Raw genomic sequence first — 22,195 nt, 5'->3', positions numbered from 1 at the left:
AAACCTCAGGGCGCCGTGTAGGCGGTCTTGACGATGGTGAAAAACTCCCGCGCGTAGCTGCCCTGCTCGCGCGGCCCGAAGCTCGAGCCCTTGCGTCCGCCGAAAGGCACGTGATAATCGACCCCGGCGGTGGGCAGGTTGATCATCACCAGTCCGGCCTGGGCGCGTTTTTTGAAATCGCTCGCATGTTTGAGCGATGTGGTGACGATGCCCGAGGTCAGACCGAATTCGGTGTCGTTGGCCACCGCCAGGGCCGCTTCGTAGTCCTTGACGCGAATGACTGTGGCGATGGGGCCGAAAATCTCTTCGCGATTGATGCGCATGCTGTTATCGGTGTCGGTGAAGAGCGCCGGAGACAGATAGAAGCCCTCTTTGTCTCGGCTCAGCAATTCGCCGCCGTATGCCAGGCGGGCCCCCTCGTCGCGGCCGAGACGCAGATAGGCGAGATCCTGATCAAGCTGGGCCTGATCCACCACCGGGCCGATGTCGGTGCCCTCCTTGAGGGCATCGTCGACGCGCAGGGTCTGCATTTTTTCAACCATTTCCTGCACGAAGCGATCATGGATGCCATCGGTGGCAATCAGGCGGCTGGATGCGGTGCAGCGCTGGCCGGTGGAATAAAAGGCGCCCTGGATGGCGCAATGCACCGCGACGTCAAGGTCGGCGTCATCGAGAACCACCAGGGGATTCTTGCCGCCCATCTCCAGTTGCACGCGCGCGCCGCGCGCCACCATCTGCGGTGCCAGGCTGCGGCCGACGGCGTTGGAGCCGGTGAAGGTCAGGGCGTCGACCTGCGGCGATTCGATGAGGGCTGCGCCCACCTCCGCGCCCGATCCCATCACCAGGTTGAAAACTCCGGCGGGCAGGCCGCTGCGCGTAATGATTTCGGTGAGCGCCCAGGCCGAGCCCGGCACCAGGCCGGCGGGTTTGAACAGCACGCAGTTGCCGCAGGCCAGCGCCGGGGCGATTTTCCAGGCGGGGATGGCGATGGGAAAATTCCACGGCGCGATGACCGCCACCACGCCCACCGGCTCGCGACTCACCTCGACGTCGACGCCGGGGCGCACCGAGGGCAAGTGTTCGCCGCCCGGCCGCAGCACTTCCCCGGCGAAATACTTGAAAACCATGCCGGCACGGGCGACTTCACCGATGCCTTCGGGCAGGGTCTTGCCTTCTTCGCGCGACAGCAGGCGTCCGAGTTCCTCGCGGCGCGCCAGGATCTCCGAGCCGATGCGATCAAGGATGTCGTGGCGCTCCTGAATGCCCACCGCCTGCCAAGGCTCAAAGGCAGCACGCGCGGCGGCCACGGCAGCCGCGGCCTGCCGGCGGTCGGCCTGGGCATAGACGCCGATCAAATCGGCATGGTCGGAGGGGTTGATATTGGGTTTTTCGCCGTCGCCGGCCAGCCACTCTCCGTTGATGAAATTTTTGTAGAGCATCAGTCCTCCTTTGGCCCAGGCTCCTGACTCATGACCTCGAGCAGTACCGCGCGCAATTTCGGTTTCAACGCATCGACCTTGTCGCTGTAGCCTTTCTGTAGAGCGATCTGAAATTTTTCGAACAGGCGTCGCCGCTCGACAGGCCATCCCGCTGTCATCCCCTGTTTGCCCTCGGGCAGTGCCACCGCCGTCTCCTCACGGCGGGCATGGGCCCAGTTGCTGACGCACTGAAAATAAATCAGCGCGCGGTCGAGCAACACAAACATCAACTGCGGATTACGCAGCGGGCCGACCTGGACCCGACAGCCGCCCAGCTCACGGGTAAAGGGTCCCAAATCGACTTTGAGGCGCGACAAGGGCCGGGTGCCGCTCCATCCGGCCAAGCCACCGGCCAGACCACCACCGAGGGTAAAAATGCCAAAGGTGGTGCCCGCCGCCGCGCCATCCATCGCCGCCCCGAAAGCGGCACCGGCAGTGGCCAGAGCCAGGCTCAGCTGGTTGCGCGTCAGACCGAGCACCTGCCAGGTTTCGGCAGCGAAAAGATCCTTGTCCACAACCGTTTCGGCCACCAGGTCGGCATTGAACTTGTTGTGCAGAAACCTGGCCTTGAGATTCTTCCAGCACTTCTGTTCGAGGTCACTGAGCCTGACCTGAAAGTCCGCGACCAGTTTGTCATGCAGGCGCTGCCTGGCGGACTCATCTTCGCCTTCACTGATGTCTGCGAGGGTCAGGGTCAGAGACTCTTCGAGCAGATGCAGGATGGCATCGGCGGAGGCTTCCAGGCGTCCGTGCCAGTCGTCCCGCAGGGCCTCGACCACGCGCGCCAGTGGCCGGCCCCAGTCCTGCTCGATGTATTGCAGGGCCTGCAGGAGGGTGATGCGCTCATGAAAGGTGGCGCGATGGGCGTTGAACTGCAGATTGGCATTGAAGGTCTTGGCGAAGGCGGCTTTCCACTCCGCGACATAGGAGGTTTCGTCAGCCTTGGGATTGATCACCGCCATGCGGGGGCGGCCGGTGAGGCGCAGAATTTCCATTTCCGCCTCGTCATTGGCGCGCAGGGGCCGCGAACCATCGACCACATAGACAATGCCGGCGTTGTCAAGCAGTGGCCGCAACAGCTCGCAGTCGTCGCTAAAGCGCGGATCGCCTTCGTGGGTGCGGATAAAATCCGCGAGCATCTCTTCGGCAGGGCCGCTGTAATTGTGCATCCAGCGCAAGGTCTGCACCGGCATCTGAAAACCAGGGGTATCGATGAAGCGCACCAGGGTTTCGCCGTCGATGCGAATAGCGTAGGGCGTACACACCCGCGTTTCGCCCGGTACCGAACTGATGGGCACCAGATCATCCTCGGTCAGGGTGGAAACCACCGAGGATTTGCCTTCGTTGGGATGCCCCACCACCGCAAACACCGGCACTTCAGCCATGGGATACCCCTCCCCAGTTATGCACCAGCAGCCAGGGATCACCCAGGGCCGCCAGGCGTTGGCGCCAGATATCGAACTCATGCTCCGGGGTGGAACTTCCCCAGCGTCCCGGCGTTTCGCGCCCGACCAGGCCGATGACCAGCAGGCGCCCCGGTCCCAGGGTGCGGCGCAGGGCCTTGAGATATTCCAGGGTGGCGACAATGCAGGGCTGCCAGCCTTCGAGAATCAGCAATACGGCGACCTTTTCGTCTGTTTCGCCAAGGGTGTCCAGGATCGCGGCATCCTGCTCTTCATCCAGGTCAACCTCGGCCAAGGATTGCACCTCGGCACCAAATTCCTCGCGCACCTCGGTTTCCAGGCGCTCGGCAGCGGGCCGTTGCCGCAATTCCACGGGCACCAGCACACGCAGGGCCGCAAAACCGGTGTGAGCTTCCTCGGGCGGGAAATCACAGACAGAAGCCTGCTGCGCCTCGCCCGCGTTTTCGCGGCCAAGCTGCACCTGGGGATGCTGCATGCGCCGGACCAGAGCCTCACAACGGGCGTCCCGAAACGAGAGCCTGCGTCGCGCATGGCGCGCCCCCCACCAGGAGGCGCCCAGCAACATCAAGCGCGGCACGACGGCATATAACAAAATCGCCCAGAGCAGAAAATACCACCAGGATTGCAGATCGGTGCTGACCAATTGCTGCAAGCCTTCTTTGAGAAAGACGCGCGACCCCGCCACCTGCTCCAGGGTCGGGTGCGACAGGGGCGGATCGAGAAAGGTGCTCCAGGGCCGCGCCAGGGCCACGGCGAAGCCATGCACCTGCTCGGCTGACAGACGGGCGGTGGTCTGCCAGCTGAAGGCCAGATCAGCGATCCAGCCCCGCAAAAAAACCGCCGCCAGCACCCCCAGCGAGAATCCCACGGCCGCCAGTTGCATCAACCCGTAGGCCAGCCAGCCCATGGCGCCGACATAAAGACCGCCACGGCCGCGTAGCACGCCCCAGCCCTGCGCCATGGCCATGCGCCCCTGGCTCGCGCCGCGCCCGCCAAGAAAGGCGTAAGCGCGGCGGGCCACGCGCGCCAGCAACGCCCCGGTCAGCCAGAAGCCCAGGCGGCCGGCCGGCGTGCCGCGGCGGAACAGGCGCACGGCGGGCAACAGAACCGACACCAGGCTCGCCGCAAAGGGCAGCCCCACCAGCAGCCCCAGGGCTGCAAACAGGTTAATGGGCCGATCGCCCGCGTAGCTCAGAACCCCCCAGGCGAGCCCCGCGCCAAACAGACCGCCGAGGAAAAACAGCAGCAAGCGCAGGGGACGCAGAATGAGCGCCACCACCTCTCCCGGCAGCGGCGCGGCGCCGGACTTGCGGAGCGCCTCGCGGCGCAACTCGACCCAGCGGCGCAGCAGGCGGCGGCGATCCTCTTCAGCGCTCAGATGCGCCCGATACAGGGCTCGATCACGGCGGGCCAGGGTCGCGGCATCGGTTTCGCCGTCCTGGAGCAGAAGATACTCCAGGTCGACGAGATCGGCGACCGTCCAGTCTGGAGAAGCGTTTTTCGACATAAACTCAACAGCGCAGGTTGAATAGCGGCAGCCATTGTCCGGCACGAACCGGCCAAACGGTTAAATGCAGAAGTATACGGGAATTCTAAGGGCAAGTGGGTCTTGAGGCAAGGAGCTTTGCGCGGAAAAGCGGAATGGATGAGCGAGCCAGGCCTCGTGCGCGCCCCTGCGGAAACCAGAGCCTCGATTTCAAGGCCCTGGCGTCGCAGGGGGCACATCAAATGAGGGGAGGTATTAATCAGCGCAAGTGAAAAGTCAGCGTCGATGTATAGGTCTGATAGTCACAGAGTTCAGGGGTCGGGTGCGGCTCCTGCATTCTTGCGACGATCTTCCAAAAACCTGCGCTGCTCAGAGGAATGCGCGCCTCGCCCGCCTCATCCGTCTCGGCGCTCAGCGCATATTCCTCGTCGCCCCTGTAACCGTCCCAAGTGGCTTCGAGGGTGCCGCTGAAAGGCGCGCCGCGAAACAGCACCCGCACCGGAAATTCGTCACCGGCTTGGAGGGCGGCAGGGTCGGCCAGGGGCAGAATTTCCAGGGGATGTCCCACCGCTTGCCCAGGGGTACCCTCCGTTCCGCCGCGAGAAATCAGGGTTTTCATGCTGTTTTCCGACTGGCTGCAACTCAGCGCTTCGGGATAATCAGCGCGCGAACCGCGTTTTCCACCATCAGCGGTCAGGGAATAAAAACTCGGCACCTGCGTCGCGGCCAGCACATGCAGGCCGGTGTCCGCCAGGGGACCGGCGCTGTGCGCATCTCCGGGGCTCAGGACAAGATCGCGAACGCTACCGTCGGGAAGCACCAGATGCACCGCGGCGATGCGCTCGACAGCGAGGATGCCGTCGCGGGGAAACTCGTGCCCCCAGCTGAGCTCGAAGCGCAGGGGATTTTGTTCCAGCACGGTAAGCCAGGGATAGTGGGCATGTGCCGGGGTCAGGACCAGGCACAACAGAAGCACGGCCGGAAGCAGGGAACGCATCACCAAAGAGACGGATTGCGGCATGACAAGATTTCCTTTGCAAGCAGTTTTAGAAACGGGCATTGAGCCCGGCGACGACGCTGCGGCCCTGGCGGAAGGCAAACTCCTTATCGCCCTTGTTGGACTCAAAGATGTTGCCGAAATCCAGGGAGGCGGTGACCTGCGGTCCGAGTTCGCGCCACAGGCGCACATCGACGATCTGATGGGCGTCGACGCGCTGGGTGTTGGCCGTGTTGCGATACTGACGGCCCACCGCCAGCAGGGTCGTTTCAACCCCGGTCAGACCGTCGGCCGCGACGTAGCCGGGAATCAGCGCCGCCGTATAATTGGGCACGTAGGGCAGATCCAGGTCGGTGTCGCGGTTTTCCGCCGAAGTCCAGGCGCCGCTGCCGCGCAGGGTGAAGCCGCGCGGGCCGCCCGCGCGAAAGGCCAGTTCAGCTCCTTGGATACGCGCTTTCTGAACGTTCTCGTAGCTTTCGATGGGCAGTGCCAGATCATCCTCGGAGATGCGCCCCGTATCAAAACGCACGACCATGTCTTTGATGTCCGTGCGGAACACTCCGAAACTTCCCCAGAGCAGCCCCCCCCACCAGGTTTGCTCGACACTCAGGTTGGCATTGATGGCGGTTTCGGGATCGAGGTTGGGGTTGGATTCATGGTAGGTGTCGCCGTGGCGGTAAAGCCCTTCGTAGTAGAGCTGGCGGATGGTCGGGGACTTGAAGGCGCGGCCCACGGAAGCCCGCCAAGTGGTGGCTTCGCCGGTGCGCAGACTTGCCGAGAACTTGGGATTGAATTCACCGCCGAAGCGGGAATGGTCCTCAAAACGCACACCCGGCACCAGAATCAGCCTCTCGTTGAGGAGCCAGATTTCATCCTGGATAAACACACTGTAGATATCGACATTTTCCTTGACCTTGACCTGAGCCTCCAGGGCCCCGTCGCGGTAATTATTGAACAGATAGTCAAGGCGCTGGCGCTGAGCTTCTGCCCCTACCGTCAGCCAGTGCCGCTCACCGAAATAGGTGTAGACGGTCTCGGCCTGATAGTAGCCGATATCGCCGAAGCGAAAGCCATGGGGGAACCCATCGTAACCCTGCTCGAAATCCTGGTTGAAGCGGTATCCCGAGAGGGTCCAGGCGTGGCGGTCATCCTTGTAATTAAGGGCTGCGGAGGCCCGGTAGTCATCGAGTTTGCGATCATAGCGCGCGGTTGCCGGCGGCGCGTCGCGGCGCGACCAGGCCAGGTCGCCGGCCAGATCGACGGACCAGGTATCGGTCAACGCGGTATGCCATTTGCCCAGGACCGAGTCGCGGCGGGTCGTTTGCGGGACACGGTCGCTGCCCTCGTCGGATTGATGGGCGAATTGCAGCATAACGCCCGAGGATTCGCCGACCGGCGCCCCGAGATTGGCATGCACCAGGGCGGTGCGCCGCGTCGGGTCTTCGGCCTTGACCCCGGCGCGCGGCAGAACGTCGTAGAGGCCGTAATTGATTCCGCCGGCGACACTGGCCTGCGCCGGCACCGCGCGGGTAATGATGTTGATGACTCCCGCCATGGCATCAGCGCCGTACAGAGCGGAGCTGGCGCCTTTGACCACCTCGATGCGCTCGATCATGCTCAGGGGAATCTGGTTGAGGCTGATGCCGTAGTCGCCGTGGGCGCCCAGGCCGCCGTGGATGCGCTTGCCGTCCACCAGAATCAACCCGTAGCCTTCGTTGAGCTGCAGCCCGCGCACGGTCAGGCGCAGGTTGTCCGAAGCCAGGGTATCGTCGAGATTGGTGGCGGAAACTCCCGGCAGAGTGCGTAGCAGCTGGGGAAGATTCTGCACCGGGGCGCGTTCGATCTCTTCGCGGCTGATGACCAGGGTTTCAACGGGCACATCCGCCAGGGCGTGGGGCGAGCGGGTACCGGTGACCACCACGTCCTGCAGATTAACGGGTTGCGCCGCCGCCGTGGCGGCAACGACCGGCGACAGCAACAAGGCAACAGCAAAAGCAGTGGGAAGCCAACGACTCATACACATGGGCAAAACAATCCTTTCCTGTTTGAATTCTTTTCGACAATGAGAACCTGCCCAATGCCAATCCACGGGAAACATGAAGTGTGACTTTTTCCTTTTTCGTGCCACCATAAGGAAATAGACTTCGTCCGTCAAGGCTTTTAACACACCTTTTTTGTTTTCGTGCTACGCCATCAACGCTTGGGGTGGCGCGCTTGGTCTGTTGGAAATTTTATTAGATTTCGCGCAGAGTGAAGGTGGCCATTTGGCTGGACCCGCCAAGATGCAGATGAACAGCTCCGAGATCGGCAAAAACCACCGCATAGCCGTTGCGCGCGGCAACGCCTTCGGCCCAGGATTTGAATTTGGCCCGCGTCCATTCAAAGCGATGGCCACGGTGGCGCATAACCCCTTCGGCCAGACCATGCAGGACATTGTAGTCACGGTTGGGTGTGGTAATCACCACCAGCCGCGGGCGATAAGCGTCAAACACCGCATGTTCCACCTGCGACAGGCGACTGGGGTCAAGATGCTCAATGGTTTCAACCAGCAGCGCCGCATCAAAGCCGTCCAGCCCTGCGACGGGCTGAGTGTAGGAGCCATGCACCAGGTCAAGGCGTTCCTCTTGTCCCGCACGCAGACCCTGCGCCGCCTCCAGGGCCTGCGGCGAGACATCCATGCCGACGATCCTGGTGAACTGGGGTTCGGCAAGCAGGAGGGCGAGCATTTCGCCGCGGCCGCAACCAAGATCGAGAACCGACTGCACGCCATGGGCCAGCAGCACCTGCAAGACTGTCGTGAGACGCTCATCGTGAAGAGGAGTGGGCATAGCAGCCTTTCCGTGAGTTTTTCAGGTGCGGTAAAGCGCCTGAAAGGCAACCACCTTCCGGGCAGATTAGATCAACCCGCAAAAATCATCCACCCTTTGGCGCCGAATCGCCAATGAAATAACCTTTTCCCAGCGGGTCATTCCGACCCAGCGGGTCACAATGACCCAGTGCACAGCTTCCGCGCGAGACCACTACAGCCTTCGCCCTGCCCCTCTAACTCATTAGAAGTACACGCAAAAAAACTTACCTCACAATGCCGTAAACATCTGGCACAACTGTTGCGCTAAGGGCGACAACCTGTAATGCGCAAGGCATTACATTCAATGACGAAAGGAGAGAGAGGGATGGGTATTTCCCGGAGGAACTTTTTGAAAGGGAGCGGCGCTGCCGTCGGGGCCGTCGCCCTGAGCCGCACCCCGGCCGAGGCGGGACCGGATTCACCGGATCTGCGCACCAAAGGCCTGCAAAGCACCACCACCATCTGCCCCTACTGCGCGGTCGGCTGCGGCATGATCGTGCACACCAAGGGCGGACGCATCGTCAATATCGAGGGCGATCCCGAGCACCCCATCAACCGCGGTTCGCTCTGCTCCAAAGGCAGCGCCATGTACCAGGTGGCCAACAACGAGCGGCGCCTGACCAAGGTACAGTACCGCGCCCCGGGCAGCGACCGCTGGGAGGAGAAGTCCTGGGATTGGGCCATGGACCGCATCGCCAAGCTCATGAAGGAGTCGCGCGACCGTAACTTTATCGCCAGCGAAACCATCGACGGCAAAACCTATCGCGTCAATCGCAACGAGGGCATGGCCTTTCTCGGCGGCGCAGCCCTGGACAGCGAAGAGTGCTACCTGTGGAGCAAGTTCTCACGCGCCATGGGCGTTGGGTACCTCGAACACCAGGCGCGAATATGACACAGCGCTACGGTCGCCGGTCTGGCGGCCTCAATCGGTCGTGGTGCCATGACCAATCACTGGAACGACATTCAGCACGCCGATGTCATTCTGGCCATTGGTTCCAACCCCGCTGAAAACCATCCCATCTCCTTCAAATATGTGGAGAAGGCCATCGACAAGGGCGCCAAGCTCATCAGCGTCGACCCACGCTTTACCCGTACGTCCTCCAAAGCCCAGATCTACGCCCAGTTGCGGCCGGGCACCGACATCGCATTTATGGGTGGGCTGATCAATTACACCCTGGAAAACGAACTGTTTCACAAGGAATATGTCCTCAACTATACCAACGCCGCTTTCATCGTGGACGACAATTACGATTTCGACGAGGGCATCTTCTCCGGCTTCTCACCCGAAACCTACAGCTACGACAAAAAGAGCTGGCGCTACAAAACCGCCGCGGATGGCCAACCCCTCAAGGATATGAGCCTGCAGGACCCGCGTTGTGTTTACCAGTTGCTCAAAGCCCATTTCGCCGAATACACCCCGGCCAAGGTGTGCGAGGTCACCGGCACTGCCATTCAGGACTACATGGCCGTGGCACGCGCCTTCTGTGAAACGGGGCGCAGCGACAAGGCGGGCACCATCATGTATGCCATGGGCACCACCCAGCACACCTACGGCACCCAGAACGTTCGCTCCTACGCCATGCTGCAACTGCTGCTGGGCAACGTGGGCATCGCCGGGGGCGGCATCAACGCCCTGCGCGGCGAGTGCAACGTGCAGGGCTCAACGGACTATGCCTTGCTTTTCCACATCCTGCCCGGCTACATGAAATCGCCCGAATACGACGACGTGGACCTGTCCACCTGGTTGAAAAACGTCACGCCGGTCGCCACCGACCCCAAAAGCGCCAACTGGTGGAGCAACATGCCCAAATATATGGTCAGTCTGCTCAAGGCTTTCTGGGGCGAGCATGCCACCGCGGCCAACGATTTCGGCTACGACTATCTGCCCAAACGCAGCGGCAACTACTCCTACATCATGCTCATGGAGCGCCTGCAGCAGGGTGGCTTCGATGGGATGTTCTGCATGGGGACCAACCCCATCGTCGGCGGACCGGATTCCCTGGGCATCGGCCGGGGGCTGGACAAACTCAAATGGATGGTGTCCGCCGATCTGTGGGAGACCGATACCAGCGTCTTCTGGAAACGCCCCGGCGTCAATCCCAAGGATATCCAGACCGAAGTGTTCAATTTGCCGGCCGCCAGTTCGGTGGAAAAAGAGGGCAGCATCTCCAACTCGGGACGCTGGGCCCAATGGCGCTACAAAGCGGTGGAGCCGCCAGGTCATGCCGAAAGCGACGCCTTTATCATCGATCAGCTCTATCGTCGCCTGAAGAACCTCTATTCTCAAGGCGGCGTGTTCCCCGAGCCCATCGTCAACCTGGCGTGGAATTACGGCGACGGCCATGAACCGGACATCGAAATGGTCGCGAGAGAGACCAACGGCTTTTTCACCCGCGACGTGCAGATCGGCGGCAAGCTCTACAAAAAGGGCGAGCAGGTGCCGGCCTTCACCGCGCTGCAAGACGACGGCTCGACCGTTTCGGGTAACTGGCTCTATTGCGGCTCCTACACGGAAGAAGATGGCAACAAGTTGAAACGTCGCGGCCAGGAAGACCCCACCGGCCTTGAAATGTATCCCAACTGGTCCTGGTGCTGGCCGGTCAACCGCCGCATTCTCTACAACCGCGCCTCCGTCGACCCCGATGGTCGCCCCTGGAATCCGAAGAAAATCGTCATCGCCTGGAATGAGACGACAGGTCGCTGGGACGGCGACGTGCCTGATGGTGGCTGGCCGCCCATGAACAAGCCCGGCGGACGCTATCCCTTCATCATGGTCGCCGAAGGCTTCGGCCGGCTGTTCTCCGCGGGTCTTGCCGATGGTCCTTTCCCGGCGCATTACGAGCCCATGGAGAGTCCCACGGAAAATCTTTTCTGTAAGCAGCAGACCAACCCGGCGGTGCGCCCCCCGGCCAGGCTCAGCGATCGCGAGAAATTCCCCTACATCGGCACCTCCTACCGGGTGTCCGAACACTGGCAGGCAGGCTCCATGACCCGCAATCTGCCTTGGCTGGTGGAACTGGTGCCGGATATGTTTGTGGAAATGAGCGAAGGACTGGCACGCTGGAAAGGGATCAACAACGGCGATATGGTCACGATCTCATCGGAACGCGGCGCCATTGAAGCACGCGCCCTGATAACCTCGCGCATCAAACCCTTGCGCGTCGGCGGACGGATGATCGAGCAGGTCGGCCTGCCCTGGCATTTCGGCTTCGCCGGACTGGCTAAGGGTGACAGCGCCAATGTTCTTACGGCGGCGGTGGGCTGTGCCAACACCACCATCCCCGAATACAAGGCGTTTCTCTGCAACATCGAGAAAGGGGGTAAGAAGGCATGAGTGCACAAAAAGATTTCAGCCGCAACAAGGCATTTCTCATCGACCTGACCAAATGCACCGGCTGCCGCGGCTGCCAGGTGGCATGTAAGCAGTGGAACCAATTAAAGGCTGAAGAGACCACCTTCTTTACCGGCGAGGGCTACGAGAACCCCCCCGCTATGAGCGAATTCACTTTCACCCGCATCAAATTCCGCGACTATGAGCGCAACGGGCAGAACGAATTCGCCTTCTACAAAGAAATGTGCATGCACTGCAACGATGCGGCCTGCGTCTCGGTATGCCCCGTCGCCGCCTTCGTCAAGACCCCCGAAGGCCCGGTCATTTACAAGGACAAGACCTGCATCGGCTGCCGTTTCTGCATGATCGCCTGCCCCTTCGGCGTGCCGACTTACGAATGGAGCAAGGCCTTTCCCCTGGTGCGCAAGTGCACCGGCTGTTACAGCCGCGTCAAGGAAGGCCTCGAACCGGCCTGCGTGACCACCTGCCCCACGGCCATCACCTACGGCCCGCGCGACGAGATGATCAAGGAGGCCGAGCGGCGTTTGGCCGCTTTTCCGGACCGTTACCTGCAGAAGGTCTACGGCAAGGACGAGGCCGGCGGCACCTGCGTCATTTACCTCACGGCGCTACCCTTCGATGAACTCGGCTTCAAACCGGTGACCATGCGCGCCCTGCCCTCCTACACCTGGCAGGCCCTGCGTCTGGTTCCGGGGGTGTTCATCGGCGTAGGAGCCACTCTCTCGGCCGTCTCCTGGTTCCAGCACCGCAAAGAGCGGGTGAAAAAGGAACAGGCGGGCATGCTTTCAGCCATGTTTCAGCATCCCGAAGAGCAGAAAGAAAGCGCGCAAAAAGGAACGGAAGCAGATCTCCCCGCACGCGGGAAGGCTTCCGCAGATGCCAAGGAGGATCAGCACTCATGACCGCCGCCAAATCCGTCATTAATGAAATACAGGGCTATCACCGCTTCATCAAATTTCTCATTTTCCTCGTCGCTCTGGCTGCGGTGGGTGGTGCGATCCGTTTCATCTTCGGCCTCGGCGCCACCACCAATCTCAACGACACCTACCCTTGGGGCCTGTGGATTTCCTTTGACGTGGTCACGGCCGTGCCCTTGGCGGCCGGTGCTTTCACCGTCGGCGTCGTAGCCCATGTGTTCCGCATCGAAAAGCTCGAACCCCTGGTGCGGCCGGCCATCGTCACCGGTTTCCTCGGCTATTCGCTGGTGTGTGTCGGACTGCTCCTCGATCTGGGTCAGCCGCAACGCGGCGTCTATGTTCTCTTCCCCTGGAACTGGAACGTGCATTCACCCATGTTCGAAGTCTCCATGTGCGTCATGGCCTACACCACGGTGCTGTTTCTCGAGTTTCTGCATCCAGTGTCGGAGCGTTTCGGCTGGCATATTCCCCTGCGCCTGCTGCGCAACCTGCAGGTGCCTTTTGCGATTCTCGCGGCGATGATTTCGACCCTGCATCAGTCGACCCTGGGCACCTTCTTCCTCATCGCGGTGGATAAGCTGCATGCCCTCTGGTACACGCCGCTGCTGCCCCTGCAATTCTGGCTCTCGGCGATCTTCACCGGCTTGTGCATCGTCATGCTCGAAGCCAGCCTCTGCCACCGCTACATGAACCAGCCTGATGAATCCAAGCTGCTGGCGACCTTGACGCGTATCGTACCCTGGGTCATGGGCGCCTACATGATCGCCAAATTCGTGCCCCTTATTGCCGCGCCCCAGGGGCCGCTCTTTGATCGCCCGGTCCTGACCACTCTGTTCGTGGTCGAGATCACCGTCGGCCTGCTGCTGCCTTTCTGGATGTTTCTCCAGAGCCGCATCCGCACCGACAAATCCATGCAGTTGCGCGCCGCCGGTCTGGTCATCTTCGGCCTGGTGCTCAACCGCTTCAATGTGTCCATGTTCGCCATGATCCAACCGGGCCAGCAGATATATGTCCCCAACATCCTTGAATCGGTGGTGACCATCGGCATCATCGCCGCGCACATTTTGTTCTTCGTGCTCATTGCCAAATACTTCCCGATCTTCGAGCATCATCCGGAAACCGTCGACTACTCCATTCCCGACCGCTTCCACAAGATCGAGAGGGCCGAAGAATCACAGGCCGTCGAGCCACAGTCTACATCTCGGACTAAACCGATCCCCGTGGTGGATCCGCAGTAACCTCGAAGCTGCGCGATCTGCTCGTCTGATGATGAAAAAAGCCCGCGACTTGCATGTCGCGGGCTTTTTTTTAAGAGGCAGAAACACCCTGACAAAAAAGGATCGGCGAGGGACGGGTAGAACAGGATCGGATCAGTGCGATTTCGTGATCATCGGCAGGTGCACGGTGAAAGTGGCGCCCCGGCCGGGTTCGCTATCTACATCCAAGGCTCCGCCAAGAGCCTGTACGATGCCGTAAGAAACCGCAAGTCCAAGCCCCGTACCTGTCTTTTTGGTGGTAAAGAAGGGATTGAAGATCATTGCACGCACCTCGGGAGCAATCCCCGGCCCGCTATCCGCGACCCGCACCTCAAGACGACTCGCGTCGCAACCGGTGGTGACACGCAGAATCCCGCCGTTCTCCATGGCTTGCACCGCATTGAGCACAAGGTTGGTAAACACCTGGCGCAATTTTTCCCGGTCGGCTGCCAGAAGGGGAAGATCGGCGGCAAAGCTGCGCACCACCTCGATTCCGGCAAAACTGACCTGATGCGAGGCCTGGGCGAGAATGTCGTCGAGCAGGGCATTGATCTCGACATCTTCGCGCGCCGCGGGGGGAAGATTCTGCTCGCGCGCAAAGAGCAACAGGCTCTGAGTAATGCGTGAAATACGCTCGGTGTGCTTGAGGATTTCCAAAACCTCTTCGCGCCCGGCATCTTCGTCTTTGAGACGACGGCGAAGAATTTCAACATTGCCACGGATGATGGCCGCGGGGTTATTGATTTCATGGGCGACGCCGGAAGCCAGGGAGCCGATGGCAGCCAGCTTCTCCTTGCGCACCAGCTCTTCCTGGGTGCGCAGCAGTTCACGGTTCTTTTCTTCCAGCGCCTGGGTGCGCTCGACCACCTTGACCTCGAGGCTGCGGTTGAGGTCATCAAGTTCCGCGAGGGTTTTTTTGAGGGCGGCATCGGCCTGCTTACGCGCAGTGATATCGACAAATGTCACCACCGCTCCTTCGATCAGCCCCCGCTCGTTGTGAATGGGCGTGGCGGTGTATTCGCCGGAAAAAGCGCTCCCATCGGGTCGCAAAAACAAATGGTCCTCGTCTCGTATCACCGCACCATCCTGCAGAACCTGATTCAAAAGGCCGGGTGTGGCACAGGGAGGAGTCTGCCCGTCGGGCGACCGATAAAAGATGCGGCGATGATCACCGCCGATGATTTCATCGGCAGGGGAGCCGAGTAGGCGCGCACCGGCGGGATTGATGAAGGAGGCCCGCCCGGTGCGATCCAGCCCGAGAATGCCCTCCCCTGCCGAGTTGAGAATCAGCTCGTTGTGCCGTCGCAACCGGCCCATAATCCTGACCTGATTTCCCACCCGGCGTGAAATCAGCCAACCCAGGCCAAGAAAGCCGCCCATGACCAAAACGCTGAGCAGCATCAGATTGCTCAGTCCGCGCATCAGACTCTCCTCGGCCTGGCGGGTCACCGTCCGGCTCCGCAGACTGGCCAGTTCAGCCATCACGGGATGTATCTGTTCAATGCGGGCGAAGAGTTCCTGCGCGCGTTCCTGTAGCCCTTCGCGCTCTTGGCGCAGAAGGAGGGCATCGGCACTGAGACGGAACAGCCCGCCCTCGCCGAGGCGAATGGTCTGGTATTCAGCGAGGACCTGATGACCACGCCCGAAGAGACCATCGCGCAAAGCAAGCACCTGCCCCGGCGCCAACCCGGCGGCATCCACATCGTCCTGCGCCAGCCAGAGGAGTTGCTGTTCGAGACGATCGAGGACCGGCTTGAGCTGATTATCACGTAGATCGGCGAGGTGATCGAGCTGATCCTCTCCCGCCAGGGTTTCCACCAGCCGCGATAGTTCAGCCAGTTCGGTGCGAACTTCCTTGACGATGCGCGAGCGCAGATCGGCCTGCATTTCGAGAAATTCCTGCGCCAGGGCCGCGGAATGGCGGGCATCGGCCTGCCGCCAGCGTCTCAAGACCTTGGCTTCCTCCAACCGCTGACGACCTTCGAGGGTCTCCGCCGCGGCGCGCATTTCTTCGAGAAGCAAACGCATCTGCCCAAGGGTGCGCTTTTCGCGCTGGTCGGCGGCGACCGGAATATAGCGCATCACCCAGGCCATCGCCTGGGAGCGCAAATCGGCAAGGTCGCGCCCCGCGGCGTGCAGATCATCAAAGGTTCGGGCGCCGGAATGCTCAACGAACTCGTTGGCCAGAGTGCGGGCAATCGCGGTGAATTCGTCGGCTGAAAACTCCTCAGTGCGCACCAGATTTCCCTGCAGCAGCAGGCTGATGTCGCTGCGCGCGTCCTGTCCCAAACGCTGTAGGCGCTCGGCAGACTGGACCAGTTGACGGTCCTGCTCGAACATCTGGATCCGCTCGCGATTCAAGGTCAGCAGCGTCCAGCCGACCAGACCGTTGGTCAGAGCGCCTGAAAGCAAGCCGATGGACACCAGGGTCCAGACCAGCAACAGTACGGTGCGACGATGATCGCCGGACATCAGGGGCGCTCCGGAACCAAGTCGGCGATTTGCGGCCAATCCATAGGCATCAGACGGCCCTGGCGCAGAAGGGTGGGCCACACCTGGTCACTGGCCTGGTGACGCTGGGGGCCGAGTTGCAAAGGGCGCCCCAATCCCAGATCAATACGCCCCAGAGTCTCCAGGGCATCGATCAAGCTCTCGCGGCTCGGCACGCCCTGCACCCGCGCCAGGCCCAGTCCCAACAATCGCGCCGCCAGATAACCTTCCATGGCCGCAAAGGTCGGTGAAAGTTCGGGAGCCAGGCTGTGCAGGTCGCTCAGGTAATCATCCACAACCCTCAGGCTGCGATCCCGTGGGTGAGGAACCACCTGGGTCACCACCACGCCTTCAACCCCAGGTCCCAACGCTTCGGCCAAAAAATCTCCGCCGACAAACGAGACGCTCAGAAACAGGGATTCGAGCCCGGCTTCGCGGGCCAGGCGCACAAACTTTGCGCAGGGGTCATAGGCGCCGACCATGATGATGGCGCGCGGCGTTTTTTCGGCAAGCAGAACATCGGCCAAGGCGTTTTCCACCGCCAGGGTGTTGCGCGGATAACGAACATGCAGAACCTGGCGCTCATCGGCAAGACCATGACGACGCAGGGCTGAAAAACCTGAAACGTATCCGGAATCTCCATAACCGTCGCGCTGGGTGAAAAAGGCGATATCCTCCGGTTGCAACCCGCCGTGGCGCACCAGTGCATCGACCATGGCATCGATTTCCTCGGTGTAGCCGGCGCGCAAATTGATGACGTAGCGTTCGGGGGGGGTCTGACGCAGCACGCCGGCGCCGGTAAAGGGCGCAAAGAACAACACCCGGTGCTCGCGAATCACCGGCAGCGAGGCGATGGCGGTGGGCGTTCCCACGTTGCCGATGATCGCCAGCACCTGTTTTTCTTCGATAAGCCGCCGCATGTTGGGCGCCGTGCGCGCAGGCTCATACCCGTCGTCAAGAACCACCAGGCGCAGTTTTCGACCATCGACGCCGCCGTCGCGATTGATGCGCTCGAGTCCCAGCAGCACGCCGTCGCGCATGGCGGTGCCCAGTTCGGCAGTGGGCCCGGTCAGGGCGGTGGACATGCCGAGCAAAATGTCCGCGGCGTAAACACTTTGGACCGGCAAGAGCAGTATCAGCAGCAAAATGACGCGGACACGAAGCATGGCTGGCCTATGCAAAATAAGGGATCAAAGGGGATAACCTTGGCCGTTTATGGCTTGTCGAGCGACAGATCGTAATCTTGGATTTTACGATCCAGGGTGCGGCGGGTAATGTCGAGCATGCGGGCGGCGCGACTCTTGTTCCAACCCGTGCGGCTTAAAATCCGTGCGACCTGCAGACGCTCGGCATCGCGCAGGGTCAAAGGCTCCGTGCCGTCCTCGCACTTATCCAAACTTTTCGGACGGCTGAGTTGCAAGGGCAGATCCTCGGGCCCGATATAGGGTCCCCGAGCGAGAATGGTTCCGCGCTCGATAACATTCTGCAATTCGCGCACATTGCCCGGCCAGGAGTAATTGCGCAGGGCTTCCAGGGCCTGCGGAGCAATACCTTCAAAATTGCGCCCCAGGCGTATGGCGGCGCGTTCCAGGAAATGCCGGGCCAGGATTTCCACGTCTTCGGGACGCTCGCGCAAGGGAGGCAACTGCAGGGCAAACACATTGAGGCGATAAAAGAGATCTTCGCGAAAGGTTCCCGCAGCCACCATTTCTTCAAGATCTTTGTTGGTCGCGGCGACAAAGCGTACATCGACGCGCTTGGCACGGGTCGACCCGACAGGGATAAATTCCCCTTCCTGTAATACCCGCAGCAGCTTGGCTTGCAGGCCGGGACTCAATTCGCCGACTTCGTCCAAAAACAGCGTGCCCCCATCAGCCTCTTCCAGAAGACCTTTCTGGTTTTGTGCCGCGCCGGTAAAGGCCCCGCGCACATGACCGAAAAGCTGGCTCTCGAGCAAAGTTTCCGTCAGCGCCGCGCAGTTAATGGCAAGAAAACGCCGCTCGGTGCGCGGGCTGGCGTAATGAATGGCGGCCGCGACCAGTTCCTTGCCGGTGCCGCTTTCTCCCAAAAGCAGAACGCACACGTCGCTCTCGGCCACGCGCAGCGCCATATCGTGCACCTCACGGAAGCGGCGGCTGCGATAGATGATCTCTCCAGGCGCCAGGCGACTTTGCAGATCCTTTTTCAGGGCGCGGTTTTCCGCCACCAATTGCTGACGCTCGAAACAGCGCCCGAGGACCGTTTCCAGGCGTTCTTCAGGAAAGGGCTTGGTGAGGTAGTCGAAGGCACCCTGCTTGATGGCGTCCACCGCCGAATCGATGGTGCCGTAGCCGGTCATCATGACCACACCAAGCTCCGGATATTTCTCGCGAACCCGTGCCAGGACCGCCAATCCATCCATCTCGGGCATGCGAATATCGAGCAGCAGCACTCCACTCTGCTCTTCCTCTTTTTCCAGAACCGCGAGCAACTCCAGTGCCGAGGCGAAGGTTCTCACATCGAAGCCCCAGTCCGACACGGTTTTGCTCAGATAGCGCAGCATCCCTTCTTCGTCGTCGCAGATATAAATTCGTCGTGTCATCAAGTCTCCACAGCCACCGGCAACACTAACACACGCCAATGAATAAAAAAACACCGTTTAACATCTTCCCAATCAACGACCTGGATAAAATGTATACACTGTATGAAAAAAATATACAACCGCGTCATTCCGCCCGAGGCGCGCCCCTATCATCAGGCCAAGCCCTAACATTCCGTAAACACAACCTATTTCACAAAATTAGAACGTTGGTATGGGGCTTGCTCTTATGGCGTCAACGCTATTTTGTCCATGGTCGGCAGAAGACTGGCAGAAGACACTTTGACCGGTTTTGTCGCCGACATATTTTTTTCACTGGAAAGGAGTCGAGGATGAAGCTGAATAGACGCGGTTTCCTCAAAGTTTCGGGCGGCGCGGTAGGCGCCTCCGTTCTGGGCATCGGTCTGAAACCCGCCGAAGCCTATGCCCAACCCCTGGCGATTCAGTACGCCCGGGAAACAACCACCATCTGCCCCTATTGCTCGGTGGGCTGCGGCCTCATCGTGCACAACCAGGGCGGAACGATCATCAACACCGAGGGCGATCCGGATCACCCCATCAATCGCGGAACCCTGTGCCCCAAGGGCTCGTCGGTGTATCAACTGCACCACAACAAAGCCCGTGTCAGAGAGCCCATGTATCGCGGCAAGGGCGAGCGTGAGTGGCGCAAGGTTTCCTGGGACTGGGCCTTCGACCAGATTGCGCGGCGCGTCAAGAGCACCCGCGACGCAAGTTTCATGGAGACGAATGAAAAAGGCGAGACGGTCAACCGCACCGACGCCATCGCCTCCATCGGCAGCGCTGCCCTGGACAATGAGGAATGCTACCTTTATCAAAAATTTCTGCGCGGCCTGGGACTGGTTTACATCGAACACCAGGCACGTATATGACACTCCGCCACGGTTGCCAGTTTGGCAGCCACCTTCGGCCGCGGCGCCATGACCAATCACTGGATCGACCTCCGCAACGCGGACGTGATCCTTATGATGGGCGCCAACCCCGCTGAAAACCACCCCATCTCCTTTAAATACGTTCTCGAAGCCAAGGATCGCGGCGCCACCCTGATCAGCGTCGATCCGCGCTTCACCCGCACATCGTCCAAAGCCGACATCTACGCCGCCCTGCGTTCGGGCACCGACATCCCCTTTCTCGGCGGGATGATCCACTACATCCTTGAAAACCAGTTGTTCCAGGACGAATACGTACGGCTCTATACCAACGCCTCCTTCCTGGTACGCGAAGACTTCAAGATGCCCGGGGAACTCGACGGCCTGTTCTCGGGCTACAATGCCGAGAGCCGCAGCTACGACAAATCGGCCTGGTCGTTTCAGCGCAATGAAGACGGCACTCCCAAGACCGATCCGACCATGCAGGATCCCAATTGTGTTTTCCAACTGATGCGCAAGCACTACGCGCGCTACACCCCTGAGGTGGTCTCCGATATCACCGGCACCCCCCAGGACAAACTGCTGGCGGTTTATGAAGCCTACGCCGCCACGGGCAAGCGCGACAAGGTGGCGACGATCATGTACGCCATGGGCTGGACCCAGCATACCGTGGGCACCCAGAACATTCGCACCATGGCCATGATTCAGTTGCTGCTCGGCAATATCGGCCTGGCCGGCGGCGGGGTCAACGCCCTGCGCGGCGAATCCAACGTCCAGGGCTCAACCGATTATGGCCTGCTCTTCCACATCCTGCCCGGCTACCTGCCGACGCCGACGGCGAATCTGCCCGATCTGGAGAGCTACATCAAGCGTCACACCCCCGCGACCAGCGACCCCAAAAGCGCCAACTGGTGGGGCAATCGCGGCAAGTACATCACCTCGCTGATGCGCGCCTACTACGATCACAGCCTGGGCGCAGAACAGGGCTTCGGCTACGACTACATGCCCAAGCTCGACGCCGGGCAGAATGGCTCCTGGCTGATGCTCTTCGATCGCATGTTCGAGGGCGGCATCAAGGGCTTCTTCGCCTGGGGCCAGAACCCCGCCTGCTCGGGCTCCGATTCGAACAAGGTTCGAACAGCTCTGAGCAAGCTCGACTGGATGGTGACCGCCAACCTGTTCGACAACGAAACCGCCTCCTTCTGGAAGGGCCCGGGCGTCAACCCGGCCGAAATCGACACCGAAGTGTTCTTTCTGCCGGCGGCCGCCTTCTTCGAGAAAGAGGGCTCGGTCACCAACTCGGGACGCCTGGCGCAGTGGCGCTACGAAGGCGCCAAGCCGGTGGGTAATTCCAAACCTGACGGCGATATGATCAATGAGCTGTATTTCCGCATCCGGCAGCTATATGCCACCGAGGGCGGCGCATTCCCCGATCCGATTCTCAACCTCTCCTGGAATTACGGCTTCAAGCTGCCTAACGGCTACATCCCGCACATCGACCCCCATGTCATTGCCAAGGAGATCAACGGGTACTTCGTCGAGGACAAGGAAATCGGCGGACGCCTCTACAAAAAAGGCGAACAGGTCCCGAGCTTTGCCCTGTTGCAGGACGACGGCTCGACATCCTCGGGCAACTGGCTGTACTGCAACAGCTATACCGAGCAGGGCAACATGATGGCGCGGCGTGGGCAAAAGGATCCCAGCGGCATCGGCCTGCACCCCGAGTGGGCCTGGTGCTGGCCGGTCAACCGGCGTATCATCTACAATCGCGCCTCCGTCGACGGCCAGGGACGTCCCTGGGATCCCAAACGGCCGGTCATCTGGTGGACGGGCAATGCCTGGGCGGGCGACGTGCCCGATGGCGGCTGGCGGCCCATGGACGACAGCGCCGGCAAAAAGCCCTTCATCATGACCGCCGACGGGGTCGCCAATCTCTTTGCTCCCGGCTTGAACGACGGGCCGTTCCCGGAGCATTACGAGGCCCTGGAGTGCCCCCTGGACAAAAACCCGTTCCACAACCAGCGCATCAACCCGACCATCCGTCTGTTCCCGAAGGATGAATACTTCAGCTGCGATACGCGCTATCCCTATGTGGCCAGCACCTATCGCGTAACGGAACACTGGCAGACCGGGGTCATGACGCGCAACACCCCCTGGCTGATGGAAATGCAGCCGCAGAACTTCGTCGAGTTGAGTGTGGAACTTGGTCGGGAAAAAGGCATCAAGAACGGCGACTGGTGCGTGGTCTCCTCAGGGCGCGGCAAGGTCGAAGCCGTGGCTGTCGTTACCCCGCGCTTCAAACCCTTCAAGGTGCAGAACATGACCATCCACCAGGTCGGGCTGCCTTATCATTACGGCTGGCATTCACCCAAATCCGGGGACAGCGCCAACCTGCTGACGCCGACCATCGGCGATGCCAACACCATGATTCCGGAAACCAAGGCGTTCATGGTCAATGTCGAGAAGAAAAGGGGGTAATAAA

The 22,195-nt window shown here is 60.9% G+C and carries 13 protein-coding genes; 4 read left to right on the top strand and 9 right to left on the bottom strand.

The window, feature by feature from the left end; translation table 11 throughout:
• Positions 1 to 5: 5 nt before the first annotated feature.
• From GFER_RS06040 to GFER_RS06015, 6 genes are all read right to left on the bottom strand, one after another.
• Positions 6 to 1,439 carry an aldehyde dehydrogenase family protein gene (locus GFER_RS06040; protein WP_040096963.1) on the bottom strand — a complete coding sequence of 478 codons (1,434 nt, stop codon included), beginning with the start codon at positions 1,437 to 1,439 and terminating at the stop codon, positions 6 to 8.
• Positions 1,439 to 2,863, bottom strand: coding sequence for a DUF3482 domain-containing protein (locus tag GFER_RS06035; RefSeq protein ID WP_040096962.1), 1,425 nt, complete (start codon positions 2,861 to 2,863; stop codon positions 1,439 to 1,441). Before GFER_RS06035 ends, GFER_RS06040 begins: the two co-directional genes overlap by 1 nt.
• On the bottom strand, positions 2,856 to 4,409 hold the full coding sequence (locus GFER_RS06030) for a DUF2868 domain-containing protein (protein ID WP_040096960.1): 1,554 nt from the start codon (positions 4,407 to 4,409) through the stop codon (positions 2,856 to 2,858). The genes GFER_RS06035 and GFER_RS06030 overlap by 8 nt, the downstream gene beginning before the upstream one ends.
• A gap of 238 nt (positions 4,410 to 4,647) precedes the next feature.
• Positions 4,648 to 5,409: a DUF4198 domain-containing protein gene (locus GFER_RS06025; protein ID WP_052446008.1), complete on the bottom strand. Its 762-nt coding sequence runs from the start codon at positions 5,407 to 5,409 to the stop codon at positions 4,648 to 4,650.
• Positions 5,410 to 5,434: 25 nt separating this feature from the next.
• Positions 5,435 to 7,408 carry a TonB-dependent receptor plug domain-containing protein gene (locus GFER_RS06020; protein ID WP_040096957.1) on the bottom strand — a complete coding sequence of 658 codons (1,974 nt, stop codon included), beginning with the start codon at positions 7,406 to 7,408 and terminating at the stop codon, positions 5,435 to 5,437.
• A 211-nt stretch (positions 7,409 to 7,619) separates the two neighbouring features.
• Positions 7,620 to 8,213, bottom strand: a complete 594-nt coding sequence (locus GFER_RS06015; RefSeq protein WP_040096955.1) for a methyltransferase domain-containing protein — start codon at positions 8,211 to 8,213, stop codon at positions 7,620 to 7,622.
• 345 nt (positions 8,214 to 8,558) lie between these two features.
• Between GFER_RS06015 and fdnG (GFER_RS06005) the strand changes: the two genes are divergently transcribed.
• From fdnG (GFER_RS06005) to nrfD, 3 genes are read left to right on the top strand one after another with little or no spacing between them, the layout of a single operon-like run.
• The gene (gene fdnG / locus GFER_RS06005) at positions 8,559 to 11,567 is read left to right on the top strand and encodes a formate dehydrogenase-N subunit alpha (RefSeq protein WP_082047881.1); all 3,009 of its coding nucleotides are present in this window, start codon (positions 8,559 to 8,561) and stop codon (positions 11,565 to 11,567) included.
• A complete protein-coding gene (locus GFER_RS06000) occupies positions 11,564 to 12,487 on the top strand; it encodes a 4Fe-4S dicluster domain-containing protein (protein ID WP_052446007.1) in 924 nt (307 codons plus the stop codon). Before fdnG (GFER_RS06005) ends, GFER_RS06000 begins: the two co-directional genes overlap by 4 nt.
• On the top strand, positions 12,484 to 13,740 hold the full coding sequence (gene nrfD, locus GFER_RS05995; protein ID WP_052446006.1) for an NrfD/PsrC family molybdoenzyme membrane anchor subunit: 1,257 nt from the start codon (positions 12,484 to 12,486) through the stop codon (positions 13,738 to 13,740). Before GFER_RS06000 ends, nrfD begins: the two co-directional genes overlap by 4 nt.
• A gap of 132 nt (positions 13,741 to 13,872) precedes the next feature.
• Here the strand turns inward: nrfD and GFER_RS17555 are convergent, their stop codons facing one another.
• From GFER_RS17555 to GFER_RS05980, 3 genes are read right to left on the bottom strand one after another with little or no spacing between them, the layout of a single operon-like run.
• Entirely contained in the window at positions 13,873 to 16,230 is a 2,358-nt protein-coding gene (locus GFER_RS17555) for a two-component system sensor histidine kinase NtrB (RefSeq protein WP_052446005.1), read from the bottom strand.
• A complete protein-coding gene (locus GFER_RS05985) occupies positions 16,230 to 17,414 on the bottom strand; it encodes an ABC transporter substrate-binding protein (protein WP_040096948.1) in 1,185 nt (394 codons plus the stop codon). The genes GFER_RS17555 and GFER_RS05985 overlap by 1 nt, the downstream gene beginning before the upstream one ends.
• A gap of 47 nt (positions 17,415 to 17,461) precedes the next feature.
• Complete coding sequence (locus GFER_RS05980) at positions 17,462 to 18,829, bottom strand: sigma-54-dependent transcriptional regulator (protein WP_040096946.1); 1,368 nt, start codon at positions 18,827 to 18,829, stop codon at positions 17,462 to 17,464.
• A 329-nt stretch (positions 18,830 to 19,158) separates the two neighbouring features.
• On the opposite strand from GFER_RS05980, the gene fdnG (GFER_RS05970) reads away from it, so the two are divergent.
• Entirely contained in the window at positions 19,159 to 22,191 is a 3,033-nt protein-coding gene (gene fdnG / locus GFER_RS05970) for a formate dehydrogenase-N subunit alpha (RefSeq protein ID WP_082047879.1), read from the top strand.
• Positions 22,192 to 22,195 lie beyond the last annotated feature (4 nt).

The organism is Geoalkalibacter ferrihydriticus DSM 17813 (assembly GCF_000820505.1).
Taxonomy (GTDB): Bacteria; Desulfobacterota; Desulfuromonadia; order Desulfuromonadales; family Geoalkalibacteraceae; genus Geoalkalibacter; species Geoalkalibacter ferrihydriticus.
The sequence above is the reverse complement of the archived record's forward strand: the minus strand, read 5'-3'. Positions and strand labels throughout refer to the sequence as shown.

Coding starts and splice junctions, on each gene's coding strand:
- GFER_RS06040 (WP_040096963.1), bottom strand. CDS start 1,439: ATGCTCTACAAAAATTTCATCAACGGAGAGTGGCTGGCCGGCGACGGC.
- GFER_RS06035 (WP_040096962.1), bottom strand. CDS start 2,863: ATGGCTGAAGTGCCGGTGTTTGCGGTGGTGGGGCATCCCAACGAAGGC.
- GFER_RS06030 (WP_040096960.1), bottom strand. CDS start 4,409: ATGTCGAAAAACGCTTCTCCAGACTGGACGGTCGCCGATCTCGTCGAC.
- GFER_RS06025 (WP_052446008.1), bottom strand. CDS start 5,409: ATGCCGCAATCCGTCTCTTTGGTGATGCGTTCCCTGCTTCCGGCCGTG.
- GFER_RS06020 (WP_040096957.1), bottom strand. CDS start 7,408: ATGTGTATGAGTCGTTGGCTTCCCACTGCTTTTGCTGTTGCCTTGTTG.
- GFER_RS06015 (WP_040096955.1), bottom strand. CDS start 8,213: ATGCCCACTCCTCTTCACGATGAGCGTCTCACGACAGTCTTGCAGGTG.
- GFER_RS06000 (WP_052446007.1), top strand. CDS start 11,564: ATGAGTGCACAAAAAGATTTCAGCCGCAACAAGGCATTTCTCATCGAC.
- nrfD (WP_052446006.1), top strand. CDS start 12,484: ATGACCGCCGCCAAATCCGTCATTAATGAAATACAGGGCTATCACCGC.
- GFER_RS17555 (WP_052446005.1), bottom strand. CDS start 16,230: ATGTCCGGCGATCATCGTCGCACCGTACTGTTGCTGGTCTGGACCCTG.
- GFER_RS05985 (WP_040096948.1), bottom strand. CDS start 17,414: ATGCTTCGTGTCCGCGTCATTTTGCTGCTGATACTGCTCTTGCCGGTC.
- GFER_RS05980 (WP_040096946.1), bottom strand. CDS start 18,829: ATGACACGACGAATTTATATCTGCGACGACGAAGAAGGGATGCTGCGC.